This is a genomic window from Amycolatopsis acidicola (assembly GCF_007713735.2).
GTDB lineage: Bacteria > Actinomycetota > Actinomycetes > Mycobacteriales > Pseudonocardiaceae > Amycolatopsis_E > Amycolatopsis_E acidicola.
This window is the reverse complement of sequence record NZ_VMNW02000051.1, coordinates 1-17605: the sequence shown is the minus strand read 5'-3', so window position 1 is coordinate 17605 and position 17605 is coordinate 1. Positions and strand designations below refer to the sequence as shown.

General features: G+C 71.2%; 20 protein-coding genes. 13 read left to right on the top strand and 7 right to left on the bottom strand.

The genetic code is table 11. The annotated features are described in order from the left end of the window. Positions 1-2: 2 nt before the first annotated feature. From FPZ12_RS28115 to FPZ12_RS46925, 3 genes are all read right to left on the bottom strand, one after another. Positions 3-1064: an oxidoreductase gene (locus FPZ12_RS28115; protein ID WP_144751521.1), complete on the bottom strand. Its 1062-nt coding sequence runs from the start codon at positions 1062-1064 to the stop codon at positions 3-5. 89 nt (positions 1065-1153) lie between these two features. Continuing rightward, on the bottom strand, positions 1154-3109 hold the full coding sequence (gene ligD, locus FPZ12_RS28110) for a DNA ligase D (RefSeq protein WP_166462935.1): 1956 nt from the start codon (positions 3107-3109) through the stop codon (positions 1154-1156). Positions 3110-3204: 95 nt separating this feature from the next. After that, complete coding sequence (locus FPZ12_RS46925) at positions 3205-3333, bottom strand: hypothetical protein (protein WP_279537837.1); 129 nt, start codon at positions 3331-3333, stop codon at positions 3205-3207. Between the two features lie 66 nt (positions 3334-3399). Here FPZ12_RS46925 and FPZ12_RS28105 point away from each other — a divergent pair, with 66 nt between their 5' ends. The 8 genes from FPZ12_RS28105 (at position 3400) to FPZ12_RS28070 (ending at position 8798) form a co-directional block, all read left to right on the top strand. Further along, positions 3400-3603 (top strand): DUF308 domain-containing protein, encoded by a 204-nt coding sequence (locus FPZ12_RS28105; protein ID WP_144751518.1) that lies wholly within the window; start codon positions 3400-3402, stop codon positions 3601-3603. A 117-nt stretch (positions 3604-3720) separates the two neighbouring features. Next, positions 3721-4329 carry a TetR/AcrR family transcriptional regulator gene (locus FPZ12_RS28100; protein ID WP_144751515.1) on the top strand — a complete coding sequence of 203 codons (609 nt, stop codon included), beginning with the start codon at positions 3721-3723 and terminating at the stop codon, positions 4327-4329. Between the two features lie 11 nt (positions 4330-4340). Then, complete coding sequence (locus tag FPZ12_RS28095) at positions 4341-4832, top strand: hypothetical protein (RefSeq protein ID WP_208026040.1); 492 nt, start codon at positions 4341-4343, stop codon at positions 4830-4832. Positions 4833-4841: 9 nt separating this feature from the next. After that, positions 4842-5258, top strand: a complete 417-nt coding sequence (locus FPZ12_RS28090; protein ID WP_144751512.1) for a hypothetical protein — start codon at positions 4842-4844, stop codon at positions 5256-5258. Between the two features lie 12 nt (positions 5259-5270). Continuing rightward, on the top strand, positions 5271-5708 hold the full coding sequence (locus FPZ12_RS28085; protein WP_144751509.1) for a VOC family protein: 438 nt from the start codon (positions 5271-5273) through the stop codon (positions 5706-5708). Then, positions 5705-6511 carry an SDR family oxidoreductase gene (locus FPZ12_RS28080; protein WP_144751506.1) on the top strand — a complete coding sequence of 269 codons (807 nt, stop codon included), beginning with the start codon at positions 5705-5707 and terminating at the stop codon, positions 6509-6511. Before FPZ12_RS28085 ends, FPZ12_RS28080 begins: the two co-directional genes overlap by 4 nt. Beyond that, a complete protein-coding gene (locus tag FPZ12_RS28075) occupies positions 6508-8040 on the top strand; it encodes an acyl-CoA synthetase (RefSeq protein WP_341771239.1) in 1533 nt (510 codons plus the stop codon). The genes FPZ12_RS28080 and FPZ12_RS28075 overlap by 4 nt, the downstream gene beginning before the upstream one ends. After that, on the top strand, positions 8037-8798 hold the full coding sequence (locus FPZ12_RS28070; RefSeq protein WP_144751503.1) for an SDR family NAD(P)-dependent oxidoreductase: 762 nt from the start codon (positions 8037-8039) through the stop codon (positions 8796-8798). The genes FPZ12_RS28075 and FPZ12_RS28070 overlap by 4 nt, the downstream gene beginning before the upstream one ends. Here FPZ12_RS28070 and FPZ12_RS28065 read toward each other — a convergent pair. Then, positions 8750-9574 (bottom strand): enoyl-CoA hydratase, encoded by an 825-nt coding sequence (locus FPZ12_RS28065; protein WP_144751500.1) that lies wholly within the window; start codon positions 9572-9574, stop codon positions 8750-8752. The two genes, FPZ12_RS28070 and FPZ12_RS28065, sit on opposite strands and share 49 nt — an antisense overlap. Before the next feature lie 44 nt (positions 9575-9618). Between FPZ12_RS28065 and FPZ12_RS28060 the strand changes: the two genes are divergently transcribed. Next, on the top strand, positions 9619-10248 hold the full coding sequence (locus tag FPZ12_RS28060; RefSeq protein WP_144751497.1) for a TetR/AcrR family transcriptional regulator: 630 nt from the start codon (positions 9619-9621) through the stop codon (positions 10246-10248). Positions 10249-10432: 184 nt separating this feature from the next. Here the strand turns inward: FPZ12_RS28060 and FPZ12_RS28055 are convergent, their stop codons facing one another. Continuing rightward, positions 10433-11143 carry an alpha/beta hydrolase fold domain-containing protein gene (locus FPZ12_RS28055; RefSeq protein ID WP_208026039.1) on the bottom strand — a complete coding sequence of 237 codons (711 nt, stop codon included), beginning with the start codon at positions 11141-11143 and terminating at the stop codon, positions 10433-10435. Between the two features lie 75 nt (positions 11144-11218). Here FPZ12_RS28055 and FPZ12_RS28050 point away from each other — a divergent pair, with 75 nt between their 5' ends. From FPZ12_RS28050 to FPZ12_RS28040, 3 genes are read left to right on the top strand one after another with little or no spacing between them, the layout of a single operon-like run. Beyond that, positions 11219-12763: an AMP-binding protein gene (locus tag FPZ12_RS28050; RefSeq protein ID WP_144751491.1), complete on the top strand. Its 1545-nt coding sequence runs from the start codon at positions 11219-11221 to the stop codon at positions 12761-12763. 59 nt (positions 12764-12822) lie between these two features. After that, positions 12823-14265, top strand: coding sequence for a FadD3 family acyl-CoA ligase (locus FPZ12_RS28045; protein WP_144751487.1), 1443 nt, complete (start codon positions 12823-12825; stop codon positions 14263-14265). Beyond that, complete coding sequence (locus FPZ12_RS28040) at positions 14262-14711, top strand: hypothetical protein (RefSeq protein WP_144751484.1); 450 nt, start codon at positions 14262-14264, stop codon at positions 14709-14711. The genes FPZ12_RS28045 and FPZ12_RS28040 overlap by 4 nt, the downstream gene beginning before the upstream one ends. 3 nt (positions 14712-14714) lie before the next feature. Here FPZ12_RS28040 and FPZ12_RS28035 read toward each other — a convergent pair whose 3' ends face one another. Further along, positions 14715-15281: a TetR/AcrR family transcriptional regulator gene (locus FPZ12_RS28035; protein WP_144751481.1), complete on the bottom strand. Its 567-nt coding sequence runs from the start codon at positions 15279-15281 to the stop codon at positions 14715-14717. 85 nt (positions 15282-15366) lie between these two features. Between FPZ12_RS28035 and FPZ12_RS28030 the strand changes: the two genes are divergently transcribed. Continuing rightward, positions 15367-16290, top strand: coding sequence for an SDR family oxidoreductase (locus FPZ12_RS28030; RefSeq protein WP_144751478.1), 924 nt, complete (start codon positions 15367-15369; stop codon positions 16288-16290). 7 nt (positions 16291-16297) lie between these two features. On the opposite strand, the gene FPZ12_RS28025 is transcribed toward FPZ12_RS28030, so the two are convergent. Beyond that, positions 16298-17011: a GntR family transcriptional regulator gene (locus FPZ12_RS28025; RefSeq protein WP_243770068.1), complete on the bottom strand. Its 714-nt coding sequence runs from the start codon at positions 17009-17011 to the stop codon at positions 16298-16300. Between the last annotated feature and the right edge of the window lie 594 nt (positions 17012-17605).

Here is a 17605-nt window from a genome sequence, read left to right as displayed (position 1 = left end):
GCTCAGAACGCGCGGTGGTACTGCTTCGGCCACGACTCGCGCGGATCGGCGCCGCGGGCGCGGAGCGCCCAGTAGGGATCACGCAGGATCGCCCGCCCGACCAGGACGGCGTCCACGAGTCCGGGCACCGCTTCGTCGAGGTGGTGTGGCTCGGAAACCAGGCCGGACGCGGCCACGGGAACGCCCGCCGCCCGGAAACGCGGACCGAACCTGGCATTGTGCAACGGTTCCGTGAGCCGGAGGGCCTTCGGGGTCAGCGCGCCGGACACGAGGTCGATCAGGTCGGCGCCCGCGCCGCCCATCGCGGCCGCGACGGTGACCATGTCGTCCTCCGTGAGCCCGTCTTCGAGCAGGTCGGCGGCGGGCAGCCGGACGAGGAGCGGCTTGTCCTCCGGCCAGCCCGCGCGCAGGGCTTCGATCATCCGAAGCGGGAACCGCAGGCGCCCGGCGAGATCGCCGCCCCAGGCGTCGGTGCGGTGATTGGCCAGCGGTGAAAGGAACTCGTGCAGCAGGTAGCCGTTCGCGCCGTGGAGTTCGAGGGCTTCGTAACCGGCGCGGTGCGCGTTGCGGGCGGAACGTTCGAGGTCTTCGAGCACCCGCGTTCCGTCCTTTGTGGACATCTCGGCGGGGAGCGCGAGGCCGGCGAACGGGATCGGTGAGGGCGCGAGGGGCTGCCATCCGCCATCCTCCGGCGGAATCGGGCTGCGGGTGCCGGCGTTGTCCCAGGGAACGCCGTGCGAACTCTTGCGCCCGGCGGCGCCGAGCTGGACCGCGGGAATCGACCCGACGGAGCGGATGACGTCCGCGAGCCGCCGGTGGCCGGCCACCTGTTCGTCCGTGTACAGGCCGAGATCCCGGGACGTGGTGCGCATGTCGGGGGCGACGCCGGTGCACTCCACCACGACCATGCCCACGCCTCCCGCGGCACGGGCGCCGTAGTGGGCGAGGTGCCAGTCGGTCGGGGCGCCGTCCCGGTCGGCGGAGTACTGGCACATCGGGGACAGCCACACCCGGTTCGGGACGGACAGGTCCCGGAGCCGGATCGGGGTCCACGGCGTTGTCATCGGAGGGCCTCCCAGTGGAGCTGGTGGTTCGCCACCCGAGTGTAGCTCACGATCCGTTATGCAGCACACTGTGCCACATTCCGGGACGGCTACGGGAGCGGTGCCCGGTTCGTGTCGAGCCCGGCGAACAGGTCCCCGAGTTCGTCCACCCGGTCGAGGACGTCGTCGGCGGTGAAGACCAGGGCCTCGGCGTCGGTGCCCGCGCGGACCTCGTCCCAGGTGATCGGGGTCGAGACGGTGGGCAAATCGCGGCCGCGCAAGGAGTACGGCGCGATGGTGGTCTTGGCCGGGTTGTTCTGCGACCAGTCGATGAACACGCGGCCGGTGCGTTTCGCCTTGGCCATCACGGCGGTGACCGTGTCCGGCGTCTCCCTGGCCAGCCGCTCGGCGAGTGCTTTCGCGTAGGCAGACGGGGTGCCCGGGTCGCCGGTGGTGATCGCGGCGTAGAGCTGCATCCCTTTGGAGCCCGAGGTTTTCGCGAACGCCGTCAGCCCGTCTTCGGCGAGCGCGTCGTGGAGCCGTTCGGCGACGCGGCAGCAGTCGACGATCGTCGTGCCCGGGCCGGGGTCGAGATCGAACACCAGGAGGTCCGGCAGAGCGGGCTCCCCTTCGACGTTGACCGTCCACTGTGGAACGTGCAGTTCGAGTGCCGCCAGGTTCGCCGCCCAGACGAGTGCGGCGAGTTCGTCCAGCAACGGGTACGTGACGGTCTCGCGGGAGCGATGCCGGGGGAGGGTGACGGTCGGCAGCCAGGACGGGGCGCCACTGGGCACGTTCTTCCCGAAGAACTGGCCGCCGCCGACGCCGTCCGGGTAGCGCAGGAACGTGACCGGGCGGCCGGCGAGGTGGGGCAGCAGCACGTCCGCGATCCGGGAGTAGTAGTGGATCACCTCGCCCTTGGTGAACCCGTCGGGGTACAGCGGTTTGTCCAGATTGGACAGCTGGAGCCGGCGTTTCCCGGCCTGCACGGTGATTTTCTTCCCCGGTACCGGTTGCGGGTCGGTGGCGCCCGGGGTGAGGACTTCGTCCGGAGAGCGGTCTTCTCGCAGGCCGCGCCAGGCGGTGTGGCGCACGCGCCCGGCGCCACGGGTGAACTGCCGGTACTCGACTTCGCCCACCAGACGCGGCTCCACCCACTGGGCGCGGGCGACGTCCTCGCGCGGCGGCGCCACGGCGAAGGGGTGGCGCCGGCGTTCCAGCGGCGCGAGGCGTTCCTTCATGCGGGCGCGCTCGGCCTCGGTGAACCCGGTGCCGACGTCGCCGAGGTACACGAGGTCGCCGGTGGCCGGGTCGTGCGCGCCGAGGAGGAGCCCGCCCATCAGGCCCGCGATGCGGCCCTGGCCGGGGCGGTAGCCGCAGATGATCACCTCGGTGGTGTGGGTCAGGGGGTGCTTGCGCCAGAGGTCGGTGCGGCGGCCGGGGTGGTACGCGCCGGTGCGCAGCTTGGCCATCAGCCCCTCGCGGGCCGTGGCGGCGACGTGTTCGAGGAGGTTTTCGGGCGTGCGGTGATCGGCGTCGAGCTCGGTCCAGGTGAAGGTGCGCACGACCGAGATCCGGTACGGGTCGGGCAACGGCAGCGCCTCCAGCAGGGCGCGGCGCTCGTCGTAGGGGGCGGTGAGGAGGGAGCGGCCGGCGTAGCGGAGGAGATCGAAGGCGAGGAAGCGGACGGGCACGTCGTCGAACGGCTCGTCGCGGCGGATCGAACTCCGGTGGGACTGGTAGCGGCCGCGGCGTTCCTGGAGGGCGCTGAAATCGACCTTGCCGTTTTCGTCGTAGGCCACGACTTCGCCGTCCAGCACGGCGTCGGCGCCGCCCAGCGCGTCGCCGAAAACCCCGGCGAGGTCCGCGAATTCGGCGGTGAAGTCGATGCCGTTGCGGCTGGTCAGCACGGTGGCCCCGCCCGGCGCGACGCGCATGCAGGCGCGGTAGCCGTCCACCTTGTACTCATACGCCCACTCCGGCCCCGCCGGAATCCGCCCACGGTCCCCGGTGGCCAGCATCGGCTCCACCCACTCCGGCACCCCGGCCCGCTTCCGCCCCGCCATGAGGGTCCACGGTAATTCGTCGTGGCCCGGCCCGCAGCCGTGTAACCAGCGGGAACCGTGCGTCGGTACCCGGAAAACACCGCTGCACCACCGGTTCACGTCGCCCCGGCCGGGAGAGCCGAGATCGTCACCGGGCCGTCGCGGGTGATGAACCGGCGCACGGTGATCGGCCGCCGCGCGCCGGGATTCCCCAGCCCGCGCCGCGAAAGGCACCGCTGCACCATTGGTTCACGTGGCCCGCCGTCGCGCTGGCCGCGATCGCCGAGATCGTCACCGGGACGTCGCGGGTGATGGACTACCAGACGGTGATCGTCGTCGGGTTCGTCGCGCTGATCGCCGGGATCGCCGCGATGGTGTTCGCGGTCCGTGCCGTGAACGGCGTCTGCATCGTCTTCTGCGTACTCGCGCTCATTTCGAGCCTGTGGTCCGTGATCGTCGGTTTCCAGGCGATGGACGAATACCAGCGCATCCTCGACGGCGTGCTGAACGGGTAGCCGCCGCCACTCCGGGATTCCCCCGCACGCCACCGGAATCCCGCCCACTGTGACCCTTGTCATATCCGGTGAACCTACTTAATGTATGTTCGGTAGGTCGGTTGACAAAGGAGTCCGGTGTCCGATCAGCGCCCGTACGCCACGTTGCTCGCCAAGGGCGAGGATCGCCGCCAGCGCATACTCGCGGTCGCGCAACGCCTGCTGACGCGTAACGGCTGGCGCAACACCACTCTCGGCCAGATCGCCCGCGAGGCCGGGGTCAGCCCCGCGGGCCTGCTCCACCACTTCGAATCCAAGGACCAGCTCCTGCACGCGGTGCTCGAAGCGCGCGACGCCTACGACGACGCCCACCGCGAGCTGTCCGAGGATCTCATCGAGCAGATCGACGGTGTCTCCGAACGGTTCCAGCGCGTGCCCGAGCTCGTCGGCATGTACGTGGTTCTCCTGCTCGAGAACCTCGATCCGGACGCCCCGCTGCACGACCGCCTCCTGGACCGGTACCACGCCGCGGTCGGGACGGTGGCGGACGGCATCCGGCGCGGGCAGCGCGACGGCCGCTACCGCGCGGACATCGACGCGGACCTCAAGGCTGTGGAAGTCGTCGCGTTTCTCTACGGGATGGAGACAACATGGCTGCTCGATCCGTCGATCCGGCTGCCCGAGGTGTTCGCGGAGTACACCCGGTCACTGGCCCGTCAGCTCACCGCGCCCGCCGCCGGCCCCTGACGCACCGGCTCGTGGTGCTCGCGCCGAGCATGGCGGGCGCGGTCCGCTCGGCGGGCGGCTGGCTGTTCGACCACGTGATGGCGGGCTGGGACGTGATGGCGCTTGTCTCGGACCTGGCCGACGCGCGCCCGCTGCAGATCCTCGGCGTGCGCGCGCTCGACCTGGAGGCCGCGCTCACCTCCCCGGCGCACGGGCCGCGCCCGCACGCCGTCGCGGTCGACGCCAGGCTGTACGAAGCGGATCAGCGCGTACGGCGCGCGGTCGGCATCCTGCTGGAACAGCGGCTCACCGAAGTGTGGGTGTGGGGCGGATCCTGGCCGATCCCCGACGAGGACGACTGCCCGGTGCTGCACACCCTCAGCGTCGCGGCCCGCGCGTTCAAGGCGGAGGCGCTGGCGGCCGCGGCGGAGCCGCCCGATGCCCTCGGCCCCACCGAGTTGTTCCACACCGGCGACCTGTTCGACGAGCCGTTCGGCAAGGAGGACCTCGTCTCCATCGGATAATCTTCGCGCGTGGGGGAACGCTGGGGCGCGCTGCCGGTGTGGGCGAGGTGGCTCCTCGCGGTGTACCTCGCCGGGTTCCTCGAAGGGACGGGCGCGCACCTCCTCGACCTCGCCCGCAGTGGTCTTCACGCCTACGACGCGTACCCGCTGGTGTTCCGGGTTTTCTTCGTGTGCCTGGTTTTCCTCGATCCGCTGACCGCGGTGCTGATCGCGCTCGCGCGCCGGGCGGGCGTCTGGCTCGCGGCCGCGGTGATGGTGGTGGACGTCGGCGGGAACTGGATCGGCAACGCGGGCCGGGTCGGTGAGGTGCCGCTGTTCCCGGTGGGGCTCGGGCCCATCACGCTGTTCGGCCTCTTCGTCTTCGGCTGCACGGTGCCGTTGCATCGCGTCCTGACGCGAGAACTTTATTCACCAAAGAGAGAATGATATTCTCGCACGGTGCGAGCGGGCGATCAGTTCCACCTCGGCATCGTCGCCGGGGACCTCGAAGCGATGATGTCGGCGCTGTCTGCGGTCCTGGGCTACGAATGGGGCCCCGTCGTCGGTGGCCCGAACCCGGTGACGCTGCCGGGCGGTGAGCGGGTGCTCGACATCCGGTGCGCCTACTCGGTTTCCGTCCCGCGCCTGGAGGTGATCCGGAGCATCCCGGGCACGCTCTGGGAACCGGACGGGATCCACCACCTCGGCTACTGGTCCGACGACGTGGCCGGGGACGGGTGCGAGCTGGCGGACAAGGGGTTCCGGGTCGAGGCCTCGCGGACGGGCCCGGACGGAAAGCCCTACTTCGCCTTCTACCGCAACGACGACGGGGTCCGGATCGAACTGCTCAGCCGGGCCGCGGAGCCCGGCCTGTCCCAGTGCTGGAGCGTGGCATGACCACAGTGGGCGTCGTGACCGGCGCGGGCCGCGGCATGGGCTTGGCGTGCGCGGAGCGGATGGCGGGCACCGTCGACGAACTGCTCCTCGTCGATCTCGACGAGGCGGCCGCGAAGGAAGCGGCCGGGCAGCTGGGCGGACGCGCGTACGTCCTCGACATCACCGACGCCGACGGCCTGCGCGGGCTGGCTGAGCGGGTGGCCGGGCTCGGCACGCTGCGAGCCGTCGCCCACGCGGCGGGGATCTCGCCGTCGATGGCGGACTGGCGGCGCATCTTCGAGGTCGACTTCGTCGCCACCGCGCGCCTCGCCGAAACCCTGCGGCCGCTCGCGACGGCGGGCACGGCCATGGTGTGTTTCGCCTCGATGGCCCCCTTGCTCGACCCCACTGTCCCGCCGCCCGGCGCGCTCGCGGCCCTCGACGAACCTCTCGATCCCGGACTCACCGGCAGACTGCGCGAAGCTCTCGGTGAGTCCATTGAGGACACGGGAACCGCCTACTCCTGGGCCAAACGCGGCGTGCACCGGTTCGTCCGGCAGGAAGCGGTGCGGCTCGGCCCGGCCGGGGCACGGATCTGCTCTGTGTCGCCGGGCATCATCGACACCCCGCAGGGGCGCCAGGAAGCCGGGGAGCATCCCAGTATGGCGGCACTCGTCGAACGCACGCCGCTGGCCCGCCGGGGACAGGCCGCGGAAGTCGCCGCCGTCGTCGCGTTCGCGCTCTCGGCCGAGGCGAGTTTCGTCAATGGCATCGACATCCCGGTCGACGGCGGGGTGCTGGCCGCGTTGGGAGCGGCCCGATGACCGTGCGCCCGCTGGAGATGACGCCGTCCTGGCACGCGGACCAGGACCCTGACGTGGCGGCGATCATCCTCGGTGACAGCGGCGAAGTGGTGACCTACGGGCAGCTCGACGAGCGGTCGACCCGGTTCGCGCGGGCGTTGCGGGCGCGAGGGCTCGGCGTGGGCGACCACGTCGCGATCCTGATGGAGAACAACCGCGAATACCTCGAAGTCGCCTGGGCCGCCCAGCGGTCCGGCCTCTACTACACCGCGATCAACAGCCACCTGCTCGCTGGGGAGGTGCAGTACGTGCTCGACGACTGCGGAGCCGCCGCGCTCATCGCGAGCGAGGCGATGGCGGACGTGCTCGACGGCCTCGACCTGGCACGCGTCCCCGTGCGGATCGCGGTGGGCGCCCACGCCGGGTTCGAGCGCTACGACGAAGTGCTCGCCGCGGACGGGCCCGGGGCGCTCGAAGGCGAGTGCGAAGGGCGCGAAATGCTCTATTCCTCGGGCACCACCGGCCGGCCGAAGGGCGTGCGGAAACCGTTGCCGCGCACGGCTTTCGGGGATCCGGCCGCGCCGCCGGTGCAGATCGCGCGCGGGCTGGTGATGCAGGACGCGGGCCCGGGCTCGGTGTACCTCTCGCCGGCGCCGCTCTACCACTCCGCCCCGCTGGTGTTCTCGATGTCGATGCACCGCCTCGGCGCGACCGTCGTCGTCATGGAGCGGTTCGACCCGCGCCGCTGCCTGGAGCTGATCGAACGGCATCGGGTCACGCACGCCCAGTTCGTGCCGACGATGTTCGTCCGCCTGCTCCGGCTGCCGGGGCACGAGCGGTTCGACGTCTCCAGCATGCGCTACGTCGTGCATGCCGCCGCGCCCTGCCCGGTCGAGGTGAAGCAGCGGATGCTCGACTGGTGGGGCCCGGTCATCCACGAGTACTACTCGGGCACCGAGGACATCGGCACCACCTCGATCGGGCCGCGCGAATGGCTGGAGCACCCCGGTTCGGTCGGCCGCCCGCTGAACGAATGCCACATCGTCGGCGAGGACGGCGAGGAGCTGCCGCCGGGGGAGACCGGGGTCGTGTACTTCGCGGGCGGCCGTCCGTTCGAGTACCACAACGACCCCGCCAAAACGGCGTCGGTCTCGGAGAAACACGGCTGGCGGACCCTCGGTGACATCGGCCACCTCGACGAGGACGGCTATCTCTACCTCACCGACCGGCAGTCGCACATGATCATCTCCGGCGGGGTGAACATCTACCCGCAGGAGGCGGAGAACGTGCTTCTCACCCATCCCGCGGTGGCCGACGCGGCGGTGATCGGCGTGCCGGACGCGGAGATGGGCGAGTCGGTGAAAGCGGTGGTGCAGCGGGCGGACGGGGCGTGGCCGGGGCTCGGCGAGGAGCTGCTGGACTACTGTCGCGCGCGGCTGGCGGCGTACAAATGCCCGCGCACGGTCGATTTCGTCGACCAGCTGCCCCGCGACCCGAACGGCAAGCTGTACAAACGCCACCTGCGTGAGCGGTACGGGGCCGCGAAATGACCGCGCGCACCCCGGCCGAGCTGTTCGACCTGTCGGGCAAGGTCGCGCTGGTCACGGGCGGGAGCCGGGGGCTGGGGCGCGCCATCGTGCTGGCCTACGCCGCGGCGGGCGCCGACGTCGTGATCGCGAGCCGTCGGCTGCCCGCGTGCGAGGAAGTGGCGCGGGAGGTGTCCGAACTCGGGCGGAAAGCGCTTCCCGTCGCTTGCCACGTGGGGCATTGGGACGAGCTGTCCGCGCTGGCCGAGCGTGCCTACGAACAGTTCGGCAAGGTGGATGTCCTGGTGAACAACGCCGGGATGTCCCCGGTCGCACCGTCCTCGGTGGACACCGGCGAGGAGCTGTTCGACAAGGTGCTGTCGGTGAACTTCAAGGGCCCGTTCCGGTTGTCCGCGCTGGTGGCGGAACGGATGGCGGCCGGGGAAGGCGGCTCGGTGATCAGCGTGTCCAGCACCGGCGCGCTGCGGCCCGCGCCCGGTTTCGCGCCGTACGCGGGCGCGAAGGCGGCGCTCAACGCGATGAGCGTGGCGTTCGCCCGGGAGTTCGCGCCGAAGGTGCGGTTCAACGTGATCTCGCCGGGCGGGTTCTACACGGACATCTCGAAAAGCTGGGCGATCCCGGGGAAAGAGGTGCCGGACGTCCTTTTAGGACGATTCGGCTATCCGGACGAGATCGTCACCGCGGCGCTGTATTTCGCGAGCGCGGCTTCGTCCTACACGACGGGGTCGTTGCTGCGCGTCGATGGGCTCGAACCCGTCTGAGCCCGGCCGCGTGCCATGACCTCGGAGCGCCGGGCGCCGACCTGACCGGTGCCCTGCTGCCACGTCTCCGCCAGCATTCCTTCGAGGAGATGGGCTTCGTCGAGGGTGGCGGCGTTCGCGATCCGCCGGTAGTGGGCGAGCAGGTGCCGCACGCCCGGCTGGTCGCCGGAAGCGATGTCCCCGGCCAGTTTCCGGGCGAAGGGCAGCAGTTCTTCGTGCGGCACGACGTGGTTGACCAAGCCGATGTGCAATGCTTCCTCCGCCGTAAGGAAGTTCCCGGTCAGCGACAGCTCGATCGCGCGCTGGAGGCCGATTCTCCGGGCCAGCAGGACACTCGCGCCCGCGCCCGGCATCACGCCCAGCCGCGCGTGCGTGTCGGCGAACCGGGCGCGTTCCGAGGCGATGAGGAAAGTGCACTGCAGGGCCACTTCCAGCCCACCGGTGACCGCGGGGCCGTTGACGGCGCCGAGCACGGGTTTTTCGATGACCGGCAGGAACCGGAAGAGGCCGTTGGTGTCCCGCTCGGGCCCTTGGCCAGGCCCGCGCGGGGCGGTCGTGGACGGGGTCTCCCCGGAGATCTCCTTGAGGTCGGCGCCCGCGCAGAAGGCCGGACCGGCGCCGGTCAGGATCACCACGTCCACGGCGGGATCCGCGCCCGCGGCGGTGATCGCGTCCCACAGTTCGTGGGTGAGGGCGCGGCTCAGCGCGTTGCGGGCCTCCGGCCGGTCGAGCGTCACGGTGGCGACGCGGTCGGCGATCTCGGTCCGGACGAGCACGGAACCTCCTTGGCGGGAGCGGTCCTGGACAGAATAATGTTCTCATGAACGAGAACGACAGTCTGAGCGATCTCGCGGCACGGATCGCGGGCCGCGCGCTGGCCAAACGCGAGGCGGGTTATGCCGGTGAGGTGCGGCGTCTGCTGGACGCCGCGCTGGTCGTGATCCGGGACCGTGGGACGGAGTCGCGGCCGAGGGTGGCCGACATCGTCGCCGCCGCCGGACTGTCGAATGACGCCTTCTACCGGCATTTTCCGTCGAAGGACGCGCTCGTCGCGGCGATACTGGAGGACGGGACCGACCGGTTGTACAGCTATGTGGCGCATCAGATGGCGAAGGCGCCGGGCGCGGACCGGCAGGTGCGGCGGTGGGTCGCCGGGGTGCTCTCGCAAGCCGCCGAGGACAGCGCCGCGACGACCCGGGCCGTGCTGTGGAACGCGGGCCGCCTCGGCGAACCGGTCGCGTCGGCGGAACCCTCGGCCAGCGCGCGGCTCTCGGGGTTGCTGCACGGCCCGTTCGCCGAACTCGGCAGCACCGCCCCGGCCGCCGACGCGACGCTCGCCGCGCACGCGACTTTCGGGATGCTGTCGGATTACCTGCAACGGCGGGTGGAGCCGGGGGAGCCTGAGGTCGAGCGGATCGCCGCGTACTGCGTGCGTGCTCTCACGCCGTAGCGCGGCGCGGGGGTTGTGGCTTGGGCGCCCGCGGGGCGCAGCGCGGGGGTTTTGGCTGGGGTGCCCGGATGGCGGGCGGCGATGGACCCGGCTGAGCATCCGGCTCGCGTGCTCATGCTGCGCCTCAGGCGTGAATGCCCGCCTGCTTGGTCGCGGTGAACCCGCCAGCCACGCGCCCCCCCACTCAAGCCGCGGCCCCGGCCTCGGCGCCGGCGTGGCGGGCCGCCAGGAACTCCGCCATTACGTGTGTCGACTGCGCGTGGAAGCTCGCCGCGTCGGGCCAGACTCGCAGGTCCAGCGCCACCCCGGAGCGCGCCGCGCGGGTGGTGAAGGCGAGCGAGTCGTCCAGCATGGGGTCGGTGCCCGCGACCAGCAAGGCCATCGGCGGCAGGCCGTGCAGGTTGGCGTAGAGCGGGCTGAGGTGCGAGTCCGTCAGCGGCGTGCCGCGCGCGTAGTCCGCGATCCGGCTGCGCAGCGCGCCGAGGTCGAACGTGGGGCTCGCGTTGAACTGCAGGCTTTTCGAGTCCAGCGTCAGGTCGAGCAACGCTGACACCAGCACCGCGCGGCGCGGCGAGGTCGCCTCGGAATCGCGCAGCTGCACCAGCATCGCGGTGGCGAGCGCGCCCCCGATCCCTTCACCGACCACCGCCACGGGACCCGCCGCCTGGCAGTAGCTGTAGCCGGAATGCGCGTCGATCAAGGCGGCCGGGAAAGCGCCCCGGTAACGTGGGCAGACGACGGTGGCCCCGGCCAGCAGCGCCAGCCGGCCCGCGGCTTCCAGCGCGGGCTCCGGCCCGTCCTGGTTCCCGTGCAGATACAGCACGACGAGCTCGGTGTCCTCCGGCGGCCGGACCACCGGCCCGACCGGACTCTCCTCGACGGTCACGTCCTTCACCACGGCGCCTCGCCTTTCCGGCACTCTCTTCCGGTGATATTGGCATTCTCCAGTGAGGAGAATAACATATCGCATATGCGCAAGATCCCCGCTGAACTCGCCGAACGCTACGAAGCCGAAGGCTGGTGGACCGCGGACACCCTGGGCGATCTCCTCGCGCGCGGGCTGGCCGCCGCGCCGGACGCGGCGTTCCGCGTGCACTCCGCCGTAAGGCCGTGGTCGGGCACTTTCCGCGATGTCGAACACCGTGCTCGCAGGCTCGCGGCCGGGTTGCGGGAGCGCGGTGTCGGGCCCGGCGACGTGGTCGCGTTCCAGCTGCCCAACTGGGTCGAGGCGGCCGGCACCTTCTGGGCCTCGTCCCTGCTCGGCGCGATCGTGGTGCCGATCGTGCACTTCTACGGCCCCAAAGAGGTCGGCTACATCCTCGGCGCGACGAGGCCGCGCGTGTTCGTGACCGCGGAACGGTTCGGGCGCCTGGAGTTCGACCCGGAGCTGTGCGCGGACGTCCCCATCGTCGGCGTCGTCGGCCGGGATTTCGACGACCTGCTCGCCGGCGAGCCGATGCCCGGGGTGGTGCCCGCCGACCCCGCCGGTCCCGCGCTGATCGCGTTCACCTCCGGCACCACCCGCGACCCGAAAGGCGTGGTGCACAGCCATCGCTCCCTCGGGTTCGAGACCCGTCAGCTCGCCGCCCGCTACCCGCCCGATCGCGGCAAGCAGCTCACCTCCGCCCCGGTCGGGCATTTCATCGGCATGGTCAACGCCTTCCTGATCCCGGTGCTCGACGGCACCCCGGTCAACCTCGCCGACGTCTGGGACCCGGAACTGGTGCTGCGCCTCATCGCGTCCGACGGGCTCAGCGTCGGCGGGGGAGTGCCGTACTACCTGACGAGCCTGCTGGACCATCCCGGGTTCACGCCGGCGCACCTGAGCGGGATGAAGTACGCGGGCCTGGGCGGGTCCGCCGTCCCGGACGCCGTCACCACGAGGCTGGCCGGGCTCGGGATCACCGTCTTCCGCGCCTACGGCAGCACCGAGCATCCGTCGATCACCGCCTCGGTGCACGACGCGCCCGAGCACAAACGCCTCTACACGGACGGAAACGCCTGCCCTGGCGTGGAAATCCGGCTCGCGCCGGACGGCGAGATCCTCTCGCGCGGCCCGGACCTGTGCGTCGGCTACACCGACGACGAGCTGACCGCGTCCGTCTTCGACGACGAAGGCTGGTACCACACCGGCGACGTCGGCGAGCTCGACGAAGACGGCTACCTCACCATCACCGATCGCAAGGCGGACTTCATCATCCGCGGCGGCGAGAACATCAGCGCCTGCGAGGTCGAGGAGATCCTGCTCGGCCTGCCCGGGGTCGCCGAAGCCGCCGTCGTCGCCGCCCCCGACGAACGGCTCGGCGAGCACGCGGCGGCCGTGCTGCGCCTCAAGCCCGGGCACACGCTGCCCGGTCTTGACGAGCTGCGCGCGCACCTCGGCCGCGCCGGGCTGGCGAGGCAGAAATGGCCCGAGGAACTGCACGAAGTCGAGGACTTCCCGCGCACCGCGAGCGGGAAGGTGCAGAAGTACCGCCTGCGCCAGGACATTGCGGCGAGCGCGGCGAGAGAATAGCATTCTCGCAAAACGGTAAGAATGATCTCGCATACCGTGGCGCGACGGAGAGGTACCTCATGGGCGGCGATCTGGGCCGGTGGATCCCGGCGACCATCCCGCAGCTGGTGCGGACCGCGGGGGAACGCTTCGGTGACGCCGAGGCGGTGGTCAACGGCCCGCTGCGGCTGAGCTTCGCGGAACTGGCCGAACGGGTGCGGGTGGCGGCGGGCGCGTTCGCGAAAGCCGGGATCGGCAAGGGTGACCGGGCCGCGATCTGGGCGCCCAACTCGGCCGAATGGGTCATCGCGGCGTTCGGGCTGGTGACCGCGGGCGGCGTGCTGGTTCCGGTGAACACCCGGTTCAAGCCCGACGAGGCCGCCGACGTGATCACCCGCAGCGGCGCGAAGCTCGTCCTTGCGCAGCAAGGGTTCCTGGGCCTGGAGTTCACCGCGCCCGTGCCGGTGGTCGACCTCCGGTCCGGCTTCCTCGACGACGGCGCGCCGTTCGAGCGGGAGGTCGACGGCACCGACATCGCCGACATCGTGTTCACCTCCGGCACCACCGGGAAGTCCAAGGGCGTCCTGATGAACCACCAGCAGACACTGCGGCTGTACGCGGAATGGTGCGATCTGGCGGATCTGCGCGAGGGCGACCGGTACCTGATCGTCAACCCGTTCTTCCACACCTTCGGCTACAAGGCGGGCTGTATCGCGTCGCTGATCCGCGGCGCGACCATCCTGCCCGTCCCGGTGTTCGACGTGGATCGCGTGCTGGACCTGGTGGAGCGCGAGCGGATCACGATGCTGCCCGGCCCGCCCACGCTGTATCACTCGCTGCTGGAAGCGCGCGGCACGCGCGATCTGTCCTCGCTGCGCGCGGCGGTCACCGGCGCGGCCGACATCCCGGTGGAGCTGATCCGCCGGATCCGCCGGGAGCTGCCGTTCCAGTCGATCATGACCGGCTACGGGCTGACGGAGGCGGGCACCGCGACCGCGTCCCGGCCGGGAGATTCCTTTGAGGACATCGCGACCACCGTCGGGACTCCTTGCGACGGCGTGGAAGTACGCGTGGCGGAGGACGGTGAGGTGCTGGTCCGCGGCTACAGCGTGATGCAGGGGTATCTCGACGACCCGGTCGCGACGGCGGAAGCGATCGACGCCGAAAACTGGCTCCACACCGGCGATCTCGGCACTCTCGACGGGCGCGGGCACCTGCGCATCGTGGGCCGCAAGAAGGACATGTTCATCGTCGGCGGGTTCAACGCCTATCCCGCGGAGATCGAGGGCTTCCTGCTCGAACACCCCGCGGTCGCGCAGGCGGCGGTGATCGGCGTGCCCGACGAACGGCTCGGCGAGGTCGGGAAGGCGTTCGTGGTGCGGCGGCGGCCGGTCACCGCCGGCGAGCTGATCGCGTGGAGCCGGGAGCGGATGGCCGGGTTCAAGGTGCCGCGGTTCGTGGAGTTCCTGCCCGAGCTGCCGATGAACGGCACCGGCAAGGTGATGAAGGACGAGCTGCGGTGACCGCGCCCGCGTTACAGGGGCGGCCGCACGGCTGGCGGCTCGCCGAGTACCGCGCGTTGCTGGGCTGGCAGGTCGAGCGGCGCGACGGGCGGATCGTGCTGGTCCTCGACAACGGGCTGGTGGCCCTGGTCGTGCCGCGCCGGATCGCGGGCACCGTGCACGAGCGGCTGCAGCGGCTCGGCGTGGACGGCCCGGTCCTCGCGGTCGAAAACGCCCGCCCGCACTGGGTTTTCCTCGCGGACGCCAACGAATGCATCACCGTCCGCGGCGAGCTGACGACCGGCGTGGAGGTGCTCGGCTATGGGCAGGCCGTGCCGCTGCCGTGCACCGGTGTCACCGCGCCGGAGCTGCGCTGGGTCGCCGAACCGGACCGCGGGCAACGCTGGCTGCCGACGCTGGCCGCGTTGCTGCTGGCCGTCCGGCGCCCGCCGCTGAGCCTGGCCTGACGGTCAATCGCCCGCGATGACGGCCTTCAGCTCGCGGAACGCTTCGCGGAGGTAACGCGTCAGCCCGGCCGAATCGGGGGCGCCGAGCCAGCGCGCGTGCGCGACCTCGAAGGCGGCCATGCCCGACTCGGCCGCGAGAGTGGCGGCCGGCTCGTCGACCCCGCGTCCGCGCAACCCTTCCGCCATCGCCGCGGCCAGCTTCGACCGCTTCACGAGGTAGCGCTCCCACAGCTCCGGATGCGCGGAAATGATGTCGTGGCGGCGCATCGTGCCCTTGCGGTTCTTCTGGAGCTGGACGCCCCATGAGTCGAGCGCGGCGGCGACGGCGTCGATCGGCTTCGCGGACTCCGGCGCCTCCTCGACGGCCTTCGCGAGCAACGCCGGCAACGTCGTGCCGTCGCCGAAGAGCACTTCGCGCTTGTCGGCGTAGTGGCGGTAGAAGGTGCGCTCGGTCAGCCCGGCCCGTTCCGCTATCTCGGCCACCGTCGTCCGGTCGAACCCGCGCTCGACGTAAAGCTCCAGTGCGGCCTGCTCCAGCCGGCCGTGTGCGTTGGGCTGCCATCGGCTCATCGGGAGATCGTACGTGATGACAGGGTCTGACATCGCTGCTACTCTGATGACAGAAACTGACATCACTCGCCGAAAGGCTGTTCCCATGCGTGTTTTCGTCACCGGCGCGTCCGGCTGGATCGGTTCGGCCGTCGTCCCGGAACTCGTCAAGGCAGGGCACGAGGTCACCGGCCTCGCCCGCTCGGAGGCCTCGGCCGAGGTCGTGGCCGCGGCCGGGGCGCGGGTCCTGCGCGGCACGATGGATGATCTCGACGTGCTGCGTGACGCGGCCGCGGCGTCGGACGGCGTGATCCACCTGGCCTTCAAGCACGACATCGCGTTCACCGGGAACTTCCGGGAAGCGGCCGGGTCCGAACGCCGCGCCGTCGAGGCTTTCGCCGGGGCGCTCGCGGGTTCCGGGCGGCCGCTGGTGGTCGCTTCCGGGCTGGGCGGGCTGACGCCGGGCCGTGTGGTGACCGAACAGGACGGGCACGAGGGCGGGCCGGCGCCCACCGACGTCGAGGGCCCGGCGGCTCGTCTCGCCACGGCTGAACTGGTGCTTTCCCTGGCGTCCCAAGGGATTCGCTCGTCGATCGTGCGGCTGTGCCCGACCGTGCACGGCGAGGGCGACAAGGGGTTCATGGCGCGGCTCGCGGGCATCGCCCGGGAGAAGGGCGTGGCGGGCTACCTCGGTGACGGGGCGAATCGGTGGCCCGCCGTGCATCGCCTCGACGCCGCGAACCTTTTCCGGCTGGCGCTGGAAAAAGCCCCGGCGGGCACGACTTTGCACGCCGTCGGCGACGAGGGGGTGCCGATCCGCTCGCTCGCGGAGGTGATGGGCGAGCAGCTCGGCGTGCCGGTGAAGGCCATCGAGGCGGACGACGCGGCCGGGCACTTCGGCTGGCTGGCCGGGCTGCTCGGGCTCGACATCCCGGCGTCGGCCGCGGCGACGCGTGAACTGCTGGGCTGGCAGCCGGTGCGGCCCGGGCTTTTGGCGGATCTCGGGGAGGGGCACTACTTCCGGCGCTGAGCCGGGTTCACTCCCAGACGACGACGTTGCGCCGCACCGGCGCCGCGGCCGAGTTGGAGGCGAACAGCTCCGGCTGCTCGGCGCGGATCCGCTCGATGTCGGCGAACACCTCGCGCAGGTGCGTCCTCATCGTCTCGGCGGCGGCCGGGAGATCGTGCCCGGCCACCGCTTCGAGGATCTCCGCGTGCTGGCGCACGAACAGCCTGGGGGAGTCCGCGCGGTGCAGGCCGAGGCGGCGGGCGCGATCGAGGTGACCCTTGGCCGACACGACCGTCGGCCAGGCGCGTTCGTGCCCGCTCAGGCGGAGCAGGCCGTGGTGGAACCGTTCGTCGAGATCGAAGAACTCCTCCAGGTCGATGTCCTTTTTCCGTTGCGCCGCAAGGTTTTCCCGCAGCTCGGCGAGGACGTCGGCCGGTGGCTCGGCCGGCAGGTCCGCGAGCGCGGCGAGCTCCACGGCTTCCCGAAGGAACTGCGCGTCGGCCACCCGCTGCGGATCGACTCGCGACACGAAGGAACCGACCTGCGGGAACACCTGCACGAGGCCCTCTTCGGCCAGCAGGATCAGGCTTTCCCGCACCGGCGTGCGGCTCACCCCCAAGGCGGCCGCGAGCTCGTTCTCGGACAGCGCGGCCCCCGGCGGCAGCTCGAGGTTGAGCACCCGCCGGCGAAGCGTCTCGTACACGACGCGCCGGTTACTGCGCGCTCTGCTGCCCTCGGTCACGATCACCACACTAGTAGACACCCCTGATGCACCGGCGCTCGATGCGCCGCCGCCCGGACGGAGTGTGTCGGCGGTTGTCGTTGGTGTGTTGGCTGGCTGGGGGTGTGTGGTGGCGGTTGTCGGTGGTGTGTTGGCTGCCTGGGGGTGTGTGGTGGCGGTTGTCGGTGGTGTGTTGGCTGCCTGGGGGTGTGTGTTTGCCGGTTCCGGTGGTGCGGTGGGCGTTCCGGTGGAGTGGTCGCCGCGACGGGCCGGATGTTCGCCGCTCTCGCCGGAGTGTCGGCCGGGCTGGTGGCTGCCGGTCGGTGTGGTGATCGCGCCCGGCTGAAGGCCGCCGTTTCCATCGGCGCCGTTCCCGGCTTTGTCAACCGGGCCCCGCCGACCGGGCCCTGCGAACGCGGGCTTCGTCGACGGGCTTCGTCGACGGGCTTCGTCAACGGGCTCTGTCAACCCGGGCTCTGCCAACGGGCTCTGCCACCCGCGCCCTGCCGACCGGGCCCTGCCGACCCGGTCCCGCAATCCGGGCCCTGCCAACCCGGGCTTCGCCAACCGCGCCCCCGCGAACCCGGGCCCTGCCAACCGAGCCCTGCCCAACCC

Bases quoted from the DNA above. Each gene is read 5' to 3' on its own strand.
- FPZ12_RS28115 (WP_144751521.1), bottom strand. From the start codon at position 1,064: ATGACAACGCCGTGGACCCCGATCCGGCTCCGGGACCTGTCCGTCCCG.
- ligD (WP_166462935.1), bottom strand. From the start codon at position 3,109: ATGGCGGGGCGGAAGCGGGCCGGGGTGCCGGAGTGGGTGGAGCCGATG.
- FPZ12_RS46925 (WP_279537837.1), bottom strand. From the start codon at position 3,333: ATGGTGCAGCGGTGCCTTTCGCGGCGCGGGCTGGGGAATCCCGGCGCG.
- FPZ12_RS28105 (WP_144751518.1), top strand. From the start codon at position 3,400: ATGGACTACCAGACGGTGATCGTCGTCGGGTTCGTCGCGCTGATCGCC.
- FPZ12_RS28080 (WP_144751506.1), top strand. From the start codon at position 5,705: ATGACCACAGTGGGCGTCGTGACCGGCGCGGGCCGCGGCATGGGCTTG.
- FPZ12_RS28075 (WP_341771239.1), top strand. From the start codon at position 6,508: ATGACCGTGCGCCCGCTGGAGATGACGCCGTCCTGGCACGCGGACCAG.
- FPZ12_RS28070 (WP_144751503.1), top strand. From the start codon at position 8,037: ATGACCGCGCGCACCCCGGCCGAGCTGTTCGACCTGTCGGGCAAGGTC.
- FPZ12_RS28060 (WP_144751497.1), top strand. From the start codon at position 9,619: ATGAACGAGAACGACAGTCTGAGCGATCTCGCGGCACGGATCGCGGGC.
- FPZ12_RS28050 (WP_144751491.1), top strand. From the start codon at position 11,219: ATGCGCAAGATCCCCGCTGAACTCGCCGAACGCTACGAAGCCGAAGGC.
- FPZ12_RS28045 (WP_144751487.1), top strand. From the start codon at position 12,823: ATGGGCGGCGATCTGGGCCGGTGGATCCCGGCGACCATCCCGCAGCTG.
- FPZ12_RS28035 (WP_144751481.1), bottom strand. From the start codon at position 15,281: ATGAGCCGATGGCAGCCCAACGCACACGGCCGGCTGGAGCAGGCCGCA.
- FPZ12_RS28030 (WP_144751478.1), top strand. From the start codon at position 15,367: ATGCGTGTTTTCGTCACCGGCGCGTCCGGCTGGATCGGTTCGGCCGTC.